The sequence below is a fragment of the Kocuria kalidii genome, from assembly GCF_044462225.1.
Taxonomy (GTDB): Bacteria; Actinomycetota; Actinomycetes; order Actinomycetales; family Micrococcaceae; genus Kocuria; species Kocuria kalidii.
Map to the genome: position 1 here is coordinate 1 of NZ_JBISWJ010000038.1, position 16,934 is coordinate 16,934.

At 74.2% G+C, this 16,934-nt stretch carries 13 protein-coding genes; all 13 read left to right on the forward strand.

What is annotated here, in order from left to right:
* Window positions 1–121: 121 nt before the first annotated feature.
* Window positions 122–553, forward strand: a complete 432-nt coding sequence (mraZ, locus tag ACH9D3_RS05940) for a division/cell wall cluster transcriptional repressor MraZ (protein WP_387739500.1) — start codon at window positions 122–124, stop codon at window positions 551–553.
* Window positions 554–768: 215 nt separating this feature from the next.
* Window positions 769–1,770 (forward strand): 16S rRNA (cytosine(1402)-N(4))-methyltransferase RsmH, encoded by a 1,002-nt coding sequence (rsmH, locus tag ACH9D3_RS05945; protein WP_396410241.1) that lies wholly within the window; start codon window positions 769–771, stop codon window positions 1,768–1,770.
* Window positions 1,767–2,480, forward strand: coding sequence for a hypothetical protein (locus ACH9D3_RS05950; protein WP_396398432.1), 714 nt, complete (start codon window positions 1,767–1,769; stop codon window positions 2,478–2,480). The genes rsmH and ACH9D3_RS05950 overlap by 4 nt, the downstream gene beginning before the upstream one ends.
* Before the next feature lie 78 nt (window positions 2,481–2,558).
* Window positions 2,559–4,577, forward strand: a complete 2,019-nt coding sequence (locus ACH9D3_RS05955; protein WP_396410242.1) for a penicillin-binding transpeptidase domain-containing protein — start codon at window positions 2,559–2,561, stop codon at window positions 4,575–4,577.
* 89 nt (window positions 4,578–4,666) lie between these two features.
* Window positions 4,667–6,316, forward strand: coding sequence for a UDP-N-acetylmuramoyl-L-alanyl-D-glutamate--2,6-diaminopimelate ligase (locus tag ACH9D3_RS05960; RefSeq protein ID WP_396410243.1), 1,650 nt, complete (start codon window positions 4,667–4,669; stop codon window positions 6,314–6,316).
* Window positions 6,313–7,914 carry a UDP-N-acetylmuramoyl-tripeptide--D-alanyl-D-alanine ligase gene (locus ACH9D3_RS05965; RefSeq protein ID WP_396398429.1) on the forward strand — a complete coding sequence of 534 codons (1,602 nt, stop codon included), beginning with the start codon at window positions 6,313–6,315 and terminating at the stop codon, window positions 7,912–7,914. Before ACH9D3_RS05960 ends, ACH9D3_RS05965 begins: the two co-directional genes overlap by 4 nt.
* Entirely contained in the window at window positions 7,911–9,026 is a 1,116-nt protein-coding gene (gene mraY, locus ACH9D3_RS05970; protein ID WP_396398428.1) for a phospho-N-acetylmuramoyl-pentapeptide-transferase, read from the forward strand. Before ACH9D3_RS05965 ends, mraY begins: the two co-directional genes overlap by 4 nt.
* Window positions 9,023–10,549, forward strand: coding sequence for a UDP-N-acetylmuramoyl-L-alanine--D-glutamate ligase (murD, locus tag ACH9D3_RS05975; RefSeq protein WP_396410244.1), 1,527 nt, complete (start codon window positions 9,023–9,025; stop codon window positions 10,547–10,549). The genes mraY and murD overlap by 4 nt, the downstream gene beginning before the upstream one ends.
* Window positions 10,546–11,781, forward strand: a complete 1,236-nt coding sequence (ftsW, locus tag ACH9D3_RS05980; protein ID WP_396398426.1) for a putative lipid II flippase FtsW — start codon at window positions 10,546–10,548, stop codon at window positions 11,779–11,781. The genes murD and ftsW overlap by 4 nt, the downstream gene beginning before the upstream one ends.
* The gene (murG, locus tag ACH9D3_RS05985; RefSeq protein WP_396410245.1) at window positions 11,778–12,905 is read left to right on the forward strand and encodes an undecaprenyldiphospho-muramoylpentapeptide beta-N-acetylglucosaminyltransferase; all 1,128 of its coding nucleotides are present in this window, start codon (window positions 11,778–11,780) and stop codon (window positions 12,903–12,905) included. The genes ftsW and murG overlap by 4 nt, the downstream gene beginning before the upstream one ends.
* Window positions 12,895–14,298, forward strand: coding sequence for a UDP-N-acetylmuramate--L-alanine ligase (murC, locus tag ACH9D3_RS05990; RefSeq protein ID WP_396410246.1), 1,404 nt, complete (start codon window positions 12,895–12,897; stop codon window positions 14,296–14,298). Before murG ends, murC begins: the two co-directional genes overlap by 11 nt.
* A gap of 209 nt (window positions 14,299–14,507) precedes the next feature.
* Window positions 14,508–15,419, forward strand: coding sequence for an FtsQ-type POTRA domain-containing protein (locus ACH9D3_RS05995; protein WP_396410247.1), 912 nt, complete (start codon window positions 14,508–14,510; stop codon window positions 15,417–15,419).
* A 248-nt stretch (window positions 15,420–15,667) separates the two neighbouring features.
* Window positions 15,668–16,915: a cell division protein FtsZ gene (gene ftsZ / locus ACH9D3_RS06000; protein ID WP_396398422.1), complete on the forward strand. Its 1,248-nt coding sequence runs from the start codon at window positions 15,668–15,670 to the stop codon at window positions 16,913–16,915.
* Window positions 16,916–16,934: the final 19 nt, after the last annotated feature.

Sequence of the window (16,934 nt, forward strand, 5' to 3'; positions counted from 1 at the left end):
CCGTGCGGCGCGCCACGCCGCGGCGCACGGGGCCCGCGTTCGTTGACCGGGGAGTGAAGTGGAGTAAAGTGGGGCGAAGAGATGGATCTGGGAGAACTCTCGGGCTGGAGAGGCGGTGAGCATGTTTCTCGGAACGTACTCACCCCGTCTCGACGAGAAGGGCCGCCTGATCCTGCCGGCGAAGTACCGGGAGGAGCTGGCCGAGGGACTGGTGCTGACCCGTGGTCAGGAGCGGTGCCTCTACGTGTTCAGCGTCCGCGAGTTCGAGCGGGTGCACGAGCAGCTGAGGGCGGCACCGCTGTCCTCGAAGCAGGCCAGGGACTACATCCGGGTCTTTCTCTCGGGCGCCTCGGACGAGGTCCCGGACAAGCAGGGCCGAGTCACGATACCGCCGCCTCTGCGGGACTACGCCGGGCTGGACCGGGAGCTCGCCGTCATCGGTGCGGGCACCCGGGCCGAGATCTGGGACGCCCAGGCGTGGAACGACTACCTGAACGAGAAGGAGGCCGTCTTCTCCGAGACCGAGGAGGAAGTGGTGCCCGGGCTCTTCTGAGCGCAGAACCGCCGACAACCACCCGCGGGTCCACCTCCCGGATGAGATCTCCAGCCGCACAGCCGTCACCGTCCTGGCTCACCTTCCCCTGAGCCAGGCCGGATTCGAGGGACGGCCAGCGGATGGGGTTCTGATCCGGGAGGATCCGTTGCCGCAGCACGGCGCCGATCCGGCGCCGAACACCGAATCCACCGTCGACCGCCGAAAGAGGGCCCATGGCGCAACGCCCAGCCGAGCAGCTCCACGTCCCCGTGCTGCTCGAGCGCTGCCTGGACCTGATGGCCCCCGCGCTCGGCGCGGACGACGCCGTGGCCGTGGACGCGACGATGGGCATGGGCGGGCACTCGGAGGCCCTGCTGCGGCGCTTCCCGCGGCTGCGGCTCGTGGCCGTGGACCGGGACCCGCAGGCGCACGCGCTCGCCGCTCCCCGGCTCGCCCCGTTCGGGGACCGGTTCCGTCCCGTGCACACGACCTACGACCGCATCCCGGAGGCCCTGGCCGCGCACGGCTTCGACCACGCCGACGCGGTCCTCTTCGACCTTGGGGTCTCCTCCCTGCAGCTCGACGAGCGCGAACGCGGATTCGCCTACTCCTTCGACGCGCCCCTCGACATGCGCATGGACTCCACGGCGCCGGTCACGGCCCGGGACGTGGTCAACGACTACAGCGAGGCGGAGCTGCGCCGGATCCTCCGGGACTGGGGCGAGGAGCGCTTCGCGACCCGCATCGCCCGCGCGATCGTGGAGCGGCGGGCGCTGACCCCCCTGCGGACCACCGGCGAGCTCGTCGACGTCGTGCGCGGGGCCGTGCCCGTGGGCGCCCAGCACCGCAAGGGGCACCCGGCGAAGCAGACGTTCCAGGCGCTGCGGATCGAGGTCAACGAGGAGCTGGACGTCCTGCGCCGGGCCGTCCCGGCGGCCCTGGGCGCCGTGCCCGTGGGCGGCCGCGTCGTGGCCATGAGCTACCACTCCCTGGAGGACCGGATCGTGAAGCAGGCCTTCGCCCGGGGCGCCTCCTCGACGGCGCCCAAGGGGTTCCCCGTGGAGCTCGACGAGCACAAGCCCACCCTGCGGGTGCTGACCCGCGGGACGGAGACTCCCACCCCCCGGGAGATCGACGAGAACCCCCGTGCCGCTTCCGCGCGCCTGCGCGCGGTGGAGCGCACCAGGCCCACCATCCCCCCCACAGCACAGAACACGCAGAGGTACACGGCATGAGCGGAACCGGACTCCAGCGACGACCGGCGAGCTCGGCCTCCTCGCGCACAGGCATCGGCGCCTGGACCGCACGGCGCGGACAGCGCCCGCCGGTGGAGGGCAGCTCGGCCCGCCAGCTGGAGCATCCGGCACCGCCCGCCGAGGAGTCGACGGGGTCCACGCGCGCGCCGCTGTCCGTGGTCCCCGGCCGAGAGCGCCGGCGACGGATCTCCACCGTGGTGATCAGCCTGCTGGCCCTCGTGCTGGCGCTGGCCTCCATCCTGGTCCTCAACATCCAGATCTCCGGCGGGCAGTACCGGCTCGTGGAGCTGCGCGCCCAGGAGCAGGCCCTGAGCCAGCAGAACGAGGCGCTCACCCAGGACCTGGAGTTCTACAACGCCCCGCAGAACCTCGCGGTCATGGCGACGGACCTCGGCATGGTTCCCGCGCAGGGCTCCGGAACGGTGGACCTCACCACCGGGACGGTCGAGGGCGACCCGCTCCCGGCGCAGCCCCAGGAGGACCACGAGATCCTGGTCGAGCACGCCCACCAGACCGGGTCGGTGGCCGCCGACCGCGCCGCCCAGCGCGCGGAGGCCCGGGAGCAGGAGAAGGCCGAGCAGGAGCGGGAGGACGCCGAGCGCCGGGCCCGCGAGGACGCGCCCTCCGGCGGCGCGGAGAGCGGCGGCGGGTCCCTCTCGGCCCCGCTGCAGCGCATCCCCGGGGAATGACCGGGGCAGGAGCCCCCGCACCCGACCGCAGCAGCACTCCGGGCACTCCCCGGCCGAGAACAGGAACGAGGCAGACACGTGGCACGCGCACGCTCGACGTCGACCGCTGACACCCCCCGCGGCATCGGCCGCAGCCACATCGGCGTCGTCCTCGTGCTGGGCCTGCTCGTCGTGCTCGGGCTGCGCCTCGTGTGGGTGCAGGGCTTCGACGTCGGCGGGCGGGCCGAGGCCGCCGCGGGGGAGCGGTCCCGCACCGAGGTGGTCCCCGCCCTGCGCGGAGAGATCCGCGACACGGACGGCAACGTCCTCGCCCGCACGCTGCAGCGCTACGACGTCACGGTCGACCAGTCCCTCGTGCGCGAGTTCCAGCGGCCGCTGGCCGACGGCACGACGGAGACCGTGACGCCCACGCAGGCGGTCTACCGTCTTGCCGACGCCCTGGACCTCGACGACACCGAGGTCAAGGACTCCCTCGACGGCGACAAGCAGTTCGAGTACGTGGCCCGGGGGGTCACCCCGGAGCAGTGGAACACCGTGCGCGACCTCGGCCTGCCCTACGTGTACGGGCAGCCGTCCTCCGACCGGATCTACCCGAACGGACCGGTGGGCGGCAGCGTGGTCGGCTTCATGGGCGGGGACGACGAGGCGCTCGGCGGGATCGAGCAGACCCAGGACCACCTGCTGCGCGGCACGGACGGCAGCCGGACCTTCGAGATCAGCGCGGACGGGGTGCGGATCCCGGTGGCGCCCCAGGAGGAGAGCCCGGTGGAGGACGGCTCCTCGGTGCAGCTGTCGATCGACGACGACGTCCAGTTCTTCGCCCAGCAGGCCGTCACCGAGCGCGCCGAGGAGCTCGACGCCGACTGGGGCACCGCCGTGGTGATGCGCATCGAGGACGGTGCGGTGCTGGCGCTGGCCGACTCCTCGACCGTGGACCCCAACGACATCGGCTCCGCGGACGCCGAGGACCTCGGGGCCCGGGCCGTCACCCAGGCCGTGGAACCCGGATCCACCCAGAAGATCCTCACCGCCGCCGCCGCCGTGGAGGAGGGCGTGGTCACGCCCCGGACGGAGATCACCGTGCCCCCGTTCCTGGAGATCGACGGGCAGAAGATCACCGACGCCTTCGACCACGACGAGGAGCGGCGGACCTTCGCCGGGATCATCGCCGACTCGATGAACACCGGCACGGTCCTGGTGGGCGGGAAGCTGTCCAAGGAGCAGCGCCACGACTGGATGCAGCGCTTCGGCGTGGGCGAGACGACGGGGATCGAGCTGCCGGGGGAGTCCCCGGGCATCCTCACGAGCGCGGACCAGTGGGACGTGCGCCAGCAGTACACCGTGCTCTTCGGCCAGGGCGTCGCCCAGACGCCCCTGCGCACGGCCACGATCTTCCAGGCCGTCGGCAACGGCGGGGTCCAGGTGGAGCCCCGCGTCGTGGAGTCCGTGATCGCCCCCGACGGCACCAGCACCCCGGTCGAGCGCCCCGCGGGCGAGCGGATCGTCTCCGAGGAGACGGCGGAGCAGGTGCTCGACATGATGGAGGTCACCGTCACCCAGGGCGGGGCCAAGGAGGCCGCGGTCGAGGGGTACCGCGTCGGGGGCAAGACGGGCACGGCCGAGGCCCCGAGCCCCGAGGGCGGCTACGACGGCTACACCACCTCCTTCGTGGGCGTGGCCCCCGTCGAGGACCCCCAGTACCTCGTGGCCGTCACGCTGCAGCGGCCCGAGGGCGACGTCCGTTCGATCGGCACCACCCCCACGTTCAGCAAGATCATGGGACAGGTGCTGCGCCACTACGACGTCCCGCCCTCGACCACCGAACCCGTGGAGATCCCGCTGCGCACGGACGAGCCCGAGGAGGACGACCCGGAGTCGGAGGACCCGGCGGAGGAGCGGCCCGGCCCGGACGCGCCGGGGGAGGGGGCTGCGGTCGACACCCCGCCGGGCGTCGAGGCCCCCGAGGCGGGTGCGGCCGCCGACGGCACCACGGCCGGGGCGGAGGCCTCCGCGCCGGCCCCGGAACCGGGCCCGGGGGCCGCGGCGACCGGCGCTCCCGTCCCTGCCGCGTCCCGGCGGTCCGACGAGGGCGGCTAGACTTCCGTATCGCCGTGCCCGGCCACCCACCGGGCCCGCCCCCCCCTACCGGCGGCCCCCCACCCGCCACCAGACCACGAAGGACGTTGATGGACGCGACAGCCCAGCAGGGACACGACGCGCAGACGATGCGCCCCGCACGGCCCCGACCGCTGAGCCTCGCGGAGACCGCGCGGCTCGCGGGCGGGACGGCCCCGTCCCCGGCCCTGGACGTCACCGGCATCTCCCTGGACTCCCGGCAGCTGCGCCCCGGCGACCTCTACGCCGCCCTGCCCGGCGCCCGCACCCACGGCGCCCGGTTCGCCGCCGCCGCCGAGCGCGCGGGCGCCGTGGCGGTGCTCACCGACCCCGAGGGCGCGGAGCTCGTGCGGCGCGCCGGTGTGGGCCTGCCCGTGGTCGAGGCCCCGGAGCCCCGGCGTGCGGTGGGCACGATCGCCGCGCGCATCTACGGCTCCCGGCCGGCGGACGGGACGGCCCCGGCGCTGTTCGCGATGACCGGCACCAACGGCAAGACGACCACGACCTATTTCGCGAACTCGCTGCTGCGGGCGCTGGGCCACCGCACGGGGCTGATCGGCACGATCGAGATCCTCGCCGGCGAGGAGTCGATCCCCTCCCGGCTCACCACCCCGGAGGCACCGCACGTGCACGCGCTGCTCGCGCTCATGCGCGAGCGCGGCATCACGGCGGCGTCCATGGAGGTCTCCTCCCACGCCCTGCAGTTCCACCGGGTGGACGGCATCCGCTTCGACGTCGCCGGTTTCACCAACCTGACCCAGGACCACCTCGACCTGCACGGGTCGATGGACGAGTACTTCGCCGTGAAGGCCGGGCTGTTCACCCCGGAGCGGACCCGCCGGGCCGTCGTCGTGGTCCAGGACGAGGACGACGTCTGGGGCCTGCGGATGGCCGCGCACGCCCGGGAGCAGCTCGGCACCGAGCAGGTGGACACCGTCGCGCTGCGCGGCGACGTGCCGGGGGACCGGGACGCCGGCCCGGCCCGGCACGGCGCCGACTGGACCCTCGCCGCCCTCACCCGCCGCGGCATCGGCCACTCGTTCGCGCTCGTCCACCGTGACGGCCGGACGCTGCGCGTGTCCACGGGACTGCCGGGCGACTTCAACGTGGCCAACGCGGCGCTCGCCGTGGTCATGGTCGTGGCCTCCGGCGCCGACGTCGCCGACGTGCAGCGCGTCCTCGACGAGGCGGACCCCCTCACCACGGACGTGCCCGGGCGGATGCAGCTCATCGGCACGCAGCCGACCGCCGTCGTGGACTTCGCGCACAACCCCGACGCCCTCCGGCGCGCGCTGACCGCCGTGGAGCCGCCCGAGGCGGACGGACGCGTCATCGTGGTCTTCGGGGCCACGGGCGAGCGGGACCGGTCCAAGCGCCCGGTCATGGGCGAGATCGCCGCCCAGCACGCCGACGTCGTGATCGTCACCGACGACGACCCGCACGACGAGGACCCCGGCCGGATCCGCGAGGAGGTCGCCGCCGGGGCGCGGGCGGCCCGGGACGCGGGGGCCAGGGCCCAGGAGGTGCTCGTGCTCCAGCCGCGGGCCGTGGCCATCCGCGCCGCGGTGGCCATGGCAGGTCGCGCCGACTCCGTGCTCGTGGCCGGCCGCGGGCACGAGACGGTCCAGGAGATCCGGGGCGTGGACCACCCGCTGGACGACAGGGAAGAGCTGCGGGCGGCACTGGCCGACGGGCAGCAGGACGGTCGGGAGGACCGATGATCGAGATCACCGCCGCACAGCTCGCACAGATCACCGGGGGGCGCGCCGTCGGCGCCCCTGCCGGTGAGGCCGTGGTCCGGCACGTCGCGACCGACTCCCGCGAGGCGCGCCCCGGGACGCTGTTCGTCGCCAAGCCGGGCGAGGTCACCGACGGCCACGAGTTCGTGGGCGCGGCGTTCGCCGCCGGTGCGGTCCTCGCACTCGTCGAGCACGAGGTCGCCGACGCGGCGGGGGCCACCTACCCGGGCGTGCTGGTCCCGGATGCGGTGGAGGCGATGGGTCGGCTGGCCGCCTGGGTCGTGGCCCAGCTGCGTGCCCACCACGAGGTGAAGGTCATCGCCGTCACCGGCTCCGTCGGCAAGACCACCACCAAGGACCTCCTGCGGGGCATCTTCGCCGCGGAGGGCCCCACGGTCGCTCCCCGGGGCTCCTACAACGGGGAGGTCGGCGTGCCGCTGACCGTCTTCGAGGCCGGGCCGGACACGCGCTTCCTCATCATCGAGATGGGCGCCACCCGGATCGGCAACATCGACTACCTGTGCCGGATGGTCCGCCCCGACGTCGGGGTGGTGCTGTGCGTGGGCTCCGCCCACGCCGGCGAGTTCGGCGGGGTCGCCAACATCGCCCGCGCCAAGGGGGAGCTCGTCGAGTCCCTGCGCGCCGACGGCGTGGCGGTCCTCAACGACGACGACGTCCTGGTGCGCCGGATGCACCGCCGCACCGCCGCACCCGTCCTGTTCTTCGGGGAGTCCCCGGCGAACGCGCTGCCGGACGTCCCGGCCCTGCGCGTGCACGCCTCGGGGGTCCGGCTCGGCGACGCCGGCAACCCGGAGTTCGTCCTGCACCTGCCCGACGGCTCCGAGCACCGGATCGTGTCCCGGCTCATGGGGGAGCACCACGTCACCAACCTGCTCGCCGCCGCGTCCGCGGCGTTCGTGGCCGGGGTCGCCCCCGAGCGGATCGCGGCCTCGCTCAACGCCCAGGGCGCCGCCAGCCGGTGGCGGATGGAGCGCACCGAGCGGGCCGACGGCGTGACCGTGGTCAACGACGCCTACAACGCCAACCCGCAGTCGATGCGCGCCGCGCTGCAGACCCTCGCCCAGCTGGGCCGCGGCGCGGGCGGCTCCGCGCCGCGGCGCACCTGGGCCGTGCTCGGCGGCATGCTCGAGCTCGGGGACAGCACGGTCGAGGAGCACGACGCCCTGGGCCGCATGGTCGTCCGGCTCAACATCTCCAAGCTGATCGCGGTCGGGGACCTCGCCCGCCCGGTCTACGACGCCGCCCAGCTCGAGGGCTCGTGGGGCAACGAGGCCACGTGGGCGGCGACGCCCGAGGACGCCGAGGAGATCCTGCGCCAGGAGCTCGCACCCGGCGACGTCGTGCTCTTCAAGTCCTCCAACGCCGCCGGTCTGCGGATCCTGGGGGACCGGGTGGCCGCCGGGACGCCCGCCGGCGCCGGCGGCCCCGCCCCGGGCAACGACGCCCCGGCGCACGGTGACCACTGGCTCTCGGCCGGGCCCTTCGTCAACGCCTCCCTCGACCCGAGCGGGAGGCCCGTTCCCCCGGGCGCCTCCGCCGAGGGGAACGAACCCGCATGATCCAGATCCTCATGGCGGCCGGCTTCGCCCTCGTGCTGTCCCTGTTCGGCACCCCGGCCTTCATCACGTTCCTCGCCCGGCGCGGCTACGGCCAGTTCATCCGGGACGACGGGCCCACCAGCCACCACACGAAGCGCGGGACGCCCACGATGGGCGGGGTCGCGATCCTGGGCTCCGTCGTGCTCGCCTACGCGCTCACGCACCTGGTCTCCGGGCTGCTGTGGCCGTCCTACGGGGGCGTCACGCTCTCCGGGCTCTCCGCGCTGCTGCTCATGCTGGGCATGGGGTTCGTCGGCTTCGTGGACGACTACAAGAAGATCGCCAAGAAGCAGAACCTCGGGCTCAGCCCCGTGGGCAAGATCGTCCTCCAGGGCCTCATCGGCACCGTGTTCGCCCTGCTCGTGCTGCTCGTCCCCGGCCCGTCGGGCGCGACACCGGCCTCCTCGGCGATCTCCGTCACCCGTGACACGTCCCTCGACCTCGCGTTCGCGGGCACCGCGGTCGGTGCCGTCCTCTTCGTCGTCTGGGTGAACCTGATCGCCACCGCCACGACCAACGCCGTGAACCTCACCGACGGCCTCGACGGCCTCGCCACCGGCGCCTCCATCCTCGTGTTCAGCGGGTACCTCCTGATCGCGATGTGGCAGAACACGCACCTGTGCGGGTCGGTGGCCGAAGGGGTGTGCTACGAGGTCCGCGACGCCGCCGACCTCGCCCTGACCGCCGCCGCCCTCGTCGGGGCCCTCGTGGGCTTCCTGTGGTGGAACACCTCCCCGGCGAAGATCTTCATGGGGGACACGGGCTCCCTCGGGCTCGGCGGCGCGCTCGCCGCGTTCGCGGTGCTCACCCGCACCGAGCTGCTGCTCGTGCTCATCGCCGGGCTGTTCGTGGTCATCACGGTGTCCGTGATCCTGCAGGTCGGCTACTTCAAGCTCTCGGGCGGCCGGCGCATCTTCAAGATGGCGCCCCTCCAGCACCACTTCGAGCTCAAGGGCTGGAACGAGGTGACCATCGTGGTCCGCTTCTGGATCATCGCCGGGCTGTTCGTCGCGGCCGCGCTCGGCGTCTTCTACGGCGACTGGCTGCTCTCCCACGGAGGAATGATCCAATGATCCACGCGAGCAACGACAACCCCGTCCTGGACCGCCCGCGCCTGGCCGGGCTCACCACCTGGGACGCGGACTGGGCGGGGCTGCGCGTGGTCGTGGCCGGGATCGGGGTGTCGGGCTTCGCCGCCGCGGACACCCTGCTCGAGCTCGGCGCCCGCGTCGTCGTCGTCGACGGGGCGGACACCCCGGAGTCCCGGGCCCGGGCCGACACCCTGCGGATCGTGGGCGCCGCCGACGTCCTGCTCGGGGAGGGCGCCCAGCAGTCCGTCCCCGACGTCGAGGGCGAGCGCCCCGACCTGGTGGTCACGTCCCCGGGTCTGCGTCCCGACCACCCCCTGCTGGCCGCCGCGGTCGCGGAGGGCATCCAGATCTGGGGCGACGTGGAGCTCGCCTGGCGGGTCCGCGAGCGGGCCGGCCGCCGGACCGCCGAGTGGGTGTGCATCACCGGGACGAACGGCAAGACCACCACGGTGGGGATGACGGAGTCCGTGCTGCGCGCGGCCGGGCTCACCGCGGCCGCCGTCGGCAACGTGGGCACCCCGATCCTCGACGCGCTGCGCGACCCCGTCGAGCACGACGTCCTCGCGGTCGAGCTCTCCAGCTTCCAGCTGCACTGGGCGCACTCGGTGTCCCCGCTGGCCTCCGTCGTGCTCAACGTCGCCGAGGACCACGTGGACTGGCACGGCGGCTACGAGAACTACGTGGCGGACAAGTCCCGGATATACGAGCACACCCGGGTGGCCTGCGTCTACAACGCCCAGCAGGCGGAGACCGTGCGCATGGTCGAGGAGGCCGACGTCGAGGAGGGCTGCCGCGCGGTCGGCTTCACCCTCGAGACGCCCGACGTGTCCATGCTGGGGGTGGTGGAGGACCTGCTCGTGGACCGCGCGTTCCTCGACGACCGCCGCGGCTCCGCGCTCGAGCTCGCCTCGGTCGCCGACACCGGGCCCATCCCCACACCCCACGGCGTGGCCAACGCCCTGGCCGCCGCGGCCCTGGCCCGCGCCGCAGGTGCCCCGCCGGAGGCGGTGCGGGCCGGGCTGCGCGCCTGGGAGCCCGGCGACCACCGGATCCAGGCCGTCGCCACGACCCACGGGGTGGTGTGGATCAACGACTCGAAGGCCACCAACCCGCACGCCGCCGACGCGGCCCTGGCCGCGTTCGGGCCCGTGGTGTGGATCGCCGGCGGCCTCTCCAAGGGGGTCTCCTACGACCGCCTCGTCGCCCGCCACGCCGACCGGCTGCGCACCGTGGTGGTCATCGGCACGGACAACGACTCGCTGCTGGCCGCGCTCGCCGCGCACGCGCCCCAGGTCCCCGTCCTGCGGACGGCCGAGCGCCCCGGGCCCGGGGCGGGCGACGCCGTCATGGGCGAGGCCGTCCGGCTCGCCCACGAGGTCGCGCAGCGGGGCGACACCGTCCTGATGGCGCCGGCGTCCGCGTCGATGGACCAGTTCAGCTCCTACGCCCACCGCGGTGACGCGTTCATCCGGGAGGTCGCCGACCTCGTGGAGCGGCTGTCGTGACCCAGGTGCAGGACCGGACGGGGATCGCGCAGGCGGCCCGCGGCTCCGTGGGCGGGGCCCGCCGCTTCTGGCGGGCCCTGGTGGACGGCCCGCTCATCCACTCGTACTACGCCCTGGCCGGCTCGGTGCTGCTGCTCACGGGCATCGGCATCATGATGGTCCTCTCCGCCTCCGCGGTGGAGTCCATCTCCGCCCAGGAGTCCGCGTACTCCTACTTCCTGAAGCAGGCCACCTTCGGGGGCGTCGGCGTGCTCCTGATGTTCGCCCTCTCCTTCGTCCCCACCGCCTGGTACCGCCGGGGCGCCACCGTGCTCCTGGTCCTCGCCGTGCTGCTGCTGATGCTCGTCTTCACCCCGCTCGGACAGGAGATCAACGGCAACCGGAACTGGATCGTGGTGGGCGGACAATCCTTCCAGCCCTCCGAGGCGGCCAAGCTCGCCGTCGCCGTCTGGCTCGCCATGGTCCTGGCCCGGCAGGGCGACGCCGTGCGGGACTGGCGCCAGGCCCTGTGGCCGTCGGCGCTCGGCATCGGGGTGCCCGCCCTGCTGATCGTGCTCGGCGACGACGTGGGCACGGCGCTGGTCTTCGTCCTGATCTACGCGGCGGCCCTGTTCTTCGCGGGGGCCCCGCTGCGCCTGTTCGCCATCGCGGCCGCCGTGGCCGCGGTGGCCGGCACCCTGGCCGTGGTCACCGCGCCCCACCGCGTGGATCGGATCACCGGGTGGCTGTTCGGCGAGTGCGGCGCCACCGACGCCTGCTACCAGGCCGAGCAGGGGCTCAACGCCCTCGCTTCGGGCGGCTGGTGGGGGGTGGGCCTGGGGCAGTCGCGGCTCAAGTACAACTACGTCCCCGAGGCCCACAACGACTACATCTTCTCGATCATCGGCGAGGAGCTGGGCCTGCTGGGCACGGTGCTGATCCTCGCCCTGTTCGCGCTCATGGCGCTGGCGATGGCGCGGATCATCCTGCGGGCCCGCAGCCCCTTCGTCCGGATCGCCACCGCCTGCATCGTCACCTGGCTGGTCGGCCAGGCGTTCATCAACATCGGCATGGTCACGGGCGTGCTGCCGGTGATCGGCATCCCGCTCCCCTTCATCAGCTACGGTGGGTCGTCGTTGCTGATGAGCCTGGCGGCCGTGGGCGTCGTGATGTCCTTCACCCGTCTGCCGCGCCGGATCCAGGTCCCGCCCCGCACCCCCCGCCCCCGCACCCCGAACGAGGACCGCGCATGACACCGTCCGCACCGACTCCCGAGCGCCCCGCACCGTCGGTCCTGCTGGCCGGCGGGGGCACCGCCGGCCACGTGAGTCCCCTCCTGGCCGTGGCCGCGGCCCTGCGGGAGCAGGCGCCGGGGGCCCGGCTCACGGCGGTGGGCACCGCGTCCGGGATGGAGACCCGGCTCGTTCCGCAGGCGGGTCTGGAGCTCGAGCTCGTCGACCGGGTGCCCCTGCCCCGCCGGCCCTCCGTGGACCTCGTGCGGCTGCCCGGGCGGCTCCTGGGCGCCGTGCGCCAGGCGGGCGAGATCCTCGACCGGGTGCGGCCCGACGTGGTGCTCGGGGTCGGCGGATACGTCTGCACCCCCGTCTACCTCGCCGCCGCCCGGCGCGGTCTGCCGATCGTCGTCCACGAGGCCAACGCCCGCCCGGGCCTCGCCAACCGGGTGGGAGCCCGCTGGGCCCGCACCGTGGCCACCGCGTTCCCCGGCACGCCGCTGCGCGGCGCCGAGACCGTCGGCATGCCCATGCGGCGGGAGATCGCCGGACTGGACCGCGAGGCGCTGCGCGCCGAGGCGCGCCGCTCCTTCGGGCTCGACCCGGACGTTCCCACCGTCGTGGTCACGGGCGGCTCCTCGGGCGCCCTCGCCATGAACCGGACCGTGGCCGCGGTCGCCGAGGAGGTCGCCGAGCACGGCCACCAGCTGCTCCACGTCACGGGACGGGGCAAGCAGCTGACCCGGGACGACGGCGCACCGCTGAGCGCTCCCGGCTACGTGCAGGTCGAGTACGTCGACGGCATGGAGCGCGTCTACGCCGCCGCGGACCTGCTCGTGGCCCGCGCGGGCGCGGCGACCGTCTCGGAGGCCGCGGCCGTCGGCCTGCCCGCCGTGTTCGTCCCGCTGCCCGTGGGCAACGGCGAGCAGGCGCTCAACGCGGCCTCCCTCGTGGCGGCCGGGGCCGCCCGGCTCGTGGCCGACGACGCCTTCACCCCCGACTGGTACCGCCGGCACGTCCATCCGCTGCTGGCCGACCCCGGCCGGCTGGCGGCGATGGCCACCGCGAGCCGCGGCCACGGCGTGCGCGACGCGGACGCCGTCCTGGCCCGGCTGGTCCTCGAGGAGGTCCCCGGTGGGCGCTGAGCACGAGATCGACCCGGGCCGGCTGGGCCGGGTCCACTTCATCGGCATGGGCGGCGCGGGGATGTCCGCCGTCGCGAAGCTCATGCTGGCCCGCGGCGTCCCGGTGAGCGGCTCCGACCGCCAGGACTCCCCGGCCCTGCGCCAGCTCGAGGACCTGGGCGCCACGGTGTTCGTGGGCCAGCGCGCCGGCAACGTCGACGGGGCCCAGACCGTGGTCGTGTCCACGGCGATCCCGCCCGAGGACCCCGAGTACTCCGCGGCGCGGGCCGCCGGACTGGGCGTGCTCCACCGCTCCGAGGCGCTGGCGGCCGCGATGCACGGCAGGGACGTCGTGGCGGTCGCCGGCACCCACGGCAAGACGACCACCAGCGCGATGGCCGCGCTCGCGCTGCACACGGCCGGCCGGGAGCCCTCCTGGGCCATCGGCGCCCACGTGCCCGACCTCGGTGCCAACGCGGCGCTGGGCGCGGGCCGCTGGTTCGTGGCGGAGGCCGACGAGTCCGACGGCTCCTTCCTGTCGTACGGTCCGCGGATCGCCGTGGTCACCAACATCGAGCCCGACCACCTCGACTACTACCCCACCCGGGAGGCCTTCTTCCGGGCCTTCGACCGGTTCGCCGCGACCCTGCCCGAGGACGGGCTGCTCGTGGCGTGCCACGACGACCCCGGTTCCCGCGCCCTCGCCGAGCGCCGGCGCGCCGCCGGCCGGAGGGTCGTCACCTACGGCACGGACCGGGCCGCCGACGTCCGCGTGGTCCCCGGCGGTTCCGGCGGCCTGCGGACGCGCAGCACCCTGGTGCTGGGCGAGGGCGCCGACCGCCGGGAGGAGCGGCTGGAGCTCGCGGTGCCGGGCCGGCACAACGTCCTCAACGCGACCGCCGCCTTCTGCGTGGCCGTCGAGACCGGGGTCCCGGCCGCGGACGCGGCGCGCGGGCTGGCCGGCTTCCACGGCTCCGCGCGGCGCTTCGACCTGCGCGGCGAGGTGGGCGGGATCCGGGTGTTCGACGACTACGCCCACCACCCCACCGAGGTGGTCGCGGCGCTCACGGCGGCCCGGGAGGTCGCGGGCGGGCACCGGGTGATCGCCATCTTCCAGCCGCACCTGTTCTCGCGCACGCAGGAGTTCGCCGCCGAGTTCGCCGACGCCCTCGCCCTGGCCGACGAGAGCCTCGTGATCGACATCTTCGCCGCGCGGGAACGGCCCGTGGCGGGCCTCACCAGCGAGATCATCACCGAGCGGGCCCCCGCCCACGTCCGCTATGTCCCGGACGGCGCCGACGCGGTCGCCCAGGCCGCGCTCGCCGCCCGCCCGGGGGACCTGGTGCTCACGGTGGGCGCCGGGGACGTGACCGGCCTCGGCCCCCGGCTCGTGGACCGGCTCGGGGACCGCTGATGAGCCGCCACGGCCGCCCGCACCAGCCGCGGTTCGGGGAGGCTCCCCGGGACGGCGACGACGGGACGCCCGGTCCGCCGCCCGACGGCGCACCCGGGGCGCCCCCCGGCACGGGCCCGGAGCCCGGTCCCGGACGGCCGGACGGCGACGGGGCCGCGGACGCCCCCGGAACCCCGCCGTCCGGCGGAACCGCCCCGCGGAGCGGACGGGTGCGCGTGAACGACGGGACCAAGGTCACCCCCCTGGCCGACGACGACGACCTCGAGGAGGTCCCCGCCGCGGGCGGCCGGTTCAGCGCCTGGCGGCGGCACCGGCAGCAGCGCGGCGCCGCGCGGACGCTCACCGCGACCCGGGTCCCCCCGGAGCACGAACCCGCCCGGGCCGGCTCCACGGCGGTCGGGGCCACCGTCGTCGCCTTTCCCCGGTCGCCGGGGGCACGCCGGCGCCGCCGCCGGATCGGTGCGGCGCTGGGGGTGCTCGCGGTCCTCGCGGTGCTCGCCGGGATCCTCTTCCTCTCCCCGGTCCTCGCGGTCCGGGACGTCTCGGTGCGCGGCGCCGAGCTGACGGACCCGTCCCGCGTCGAGTCCGCGCTCGACGTCTACCACGGGGTCCCGCTGACCCGGATCTCGAAGAACGAGGTGCGCGACCGGGTGGGCCGGATCCCGCAGGTCCGATCGATCGAGGTGCTCCTCGAGCCGCCGCACCACCTCGTGGTCGAGCTGCACGAGCGCGTGCCCGTCGCGGCCCTCGAGGAAGGGGACGAGTTCGTCGTCGTGGACTCCGAGGGGGTCGAGCTGATGACCACGAGCACGGCCGCGGAGGCGGGGGTCCCCGTCGTCACGGGCGGGCGGGACGTGCTCGAGAGCGAGCGCTTCGAGGCCGTCGCGGACGTGCTGGCCGCCCTGCCCGAGTCCGTGCTCGCCCAGCTGCGCACCGCGTCCGCCGAGTCCCTGTCCTCGGTCGAGCTGGCGTTCGCCGACGGCCGCACGGTCGTCTGGGGGACCGCCGAGGACAGCGAGCTCAAGTCCCAGGTGCTGCGGGAGCTCGTTGAGGCCCGCGGGGCCGACAGCGGGGTCGGGACCTACGACGTGTCGAGCCCGACGCGGCCCGTCGTGCGCTGACGGGCGACCGCTCCGTTCACTCTCGACCGGAGATTGAGACTTGGGCTCCAAACCACTCATGACGTGCTGTTTTGGCGAAAAGTGTCGAAAGCGGTATGGCTTGTCGTGCAGGGGGTCCCCACGGTTGTTAGGCTTGACCCCGACATCGAATCTCCCGGCAGCAGCTGACGGCCTGAGATTCAACCTTCGATCGAAGGTTGAGCATCGGCTCGCCATCCCGGACCCGAACCATCTCGAGTTAGGTACCCATGGACTCCTCCACCCCCCAGAACTACTTGGCCGTCATCAAGGTCGTCGGAATCGGCGGCGGCGGCGTCAACGCCGTCAACCGGATGATCGAGGAGGGGCTGCGCGGCGTCGAGTTCATCGCGATCAACACGGACGCGCAGGCCCTGCTGATGAGCGACGCCGACGTGAAGCTCGACGTGGGCCGCGAGCTCACCCGCGGTCTGGGCGCCGGCGCCAACCCCGATGTGGGGCGCCAGGCGGCGGAGGACCACCACGAGGAGATCGAGGAGGTCCTCAAGGGGGCCGACATGGTCTTCGTCACCGCCGGTGAGGGCGGCGGCACCGGCACGGGCGGCGCCCCCGTGGTCGCCCGGATGGCCCGCTCCCTGGGGGCGCTGACCATCGGCGTCGTGACCCGTCCCTTCACCTTCGAGGGCCGGCGCCGGTCCAACCAGGCCGAGAACGGGATCGAGACGCTGCGCGACGAGGTCGACACCCTCATCGTGATCCCGAACGACCGGCTGCTGTCCATCTCCGACCGCAACGTGTCGATGCTGGACGCGTTCAAGTCCGCGGACCAGGTGCTGCTCTCCGGCGTCCAGGGCATCACCGACCTGATCACCACCCCGGGTCTCATCAACCTCGACTTCGCCGACGTGAAGTCCGTGATGCAGGGCGCCGGCTCCGCGCTCATGGGCATCGGCGCCGCACAGGGCGAGGACCGTGCCGTGAAGGCCGCCGAGCTCGCGATCGCGTCCCCGCTGCTGGAGGCTTCCATCGACGGCGCCCACGGCGTGCTGCTGTCCATCCAGGGCGGCTCCGACCTCGGGCTGTTCGAGATCAACGAGGCGGCCCGCCTGGTCCAGGAGGTCGCCCACCCGGAGGCCAACATCATCTTCGGGGCGGTCATCGACGACGCCCTCGGCGACCAGGCGCGCGTCACGGTCATCGCCGCCGGCTTCGACTCGGTGAGCCCGGAGACCAACGCCAACAACACCAACGCGGCGGCCCAGCAGGCCGCCTCCACCCGGGCGGCCTTCGGCTCCGGCGCCGGCCAGCCCGCCGGTGTCGGCCGTTCCCCGCAGCGCGGCGGCGCCGCTCCCTTCGGCCAGCCCGCGACCGCCCAGCGGTGGGCGCAGCCCGCGCAGAACGACGACGTCCCCGACGACGCCGGCTTCGACGTCGACCTGCCCGCCGAGGCCGAGGCCAGCACCGGTGCGGGCTCCGGGCGCAAGGACTCCCTGGACTTCCCCGACTTCCTGAAGTGAGTTCCGCACCCGGGGGCGG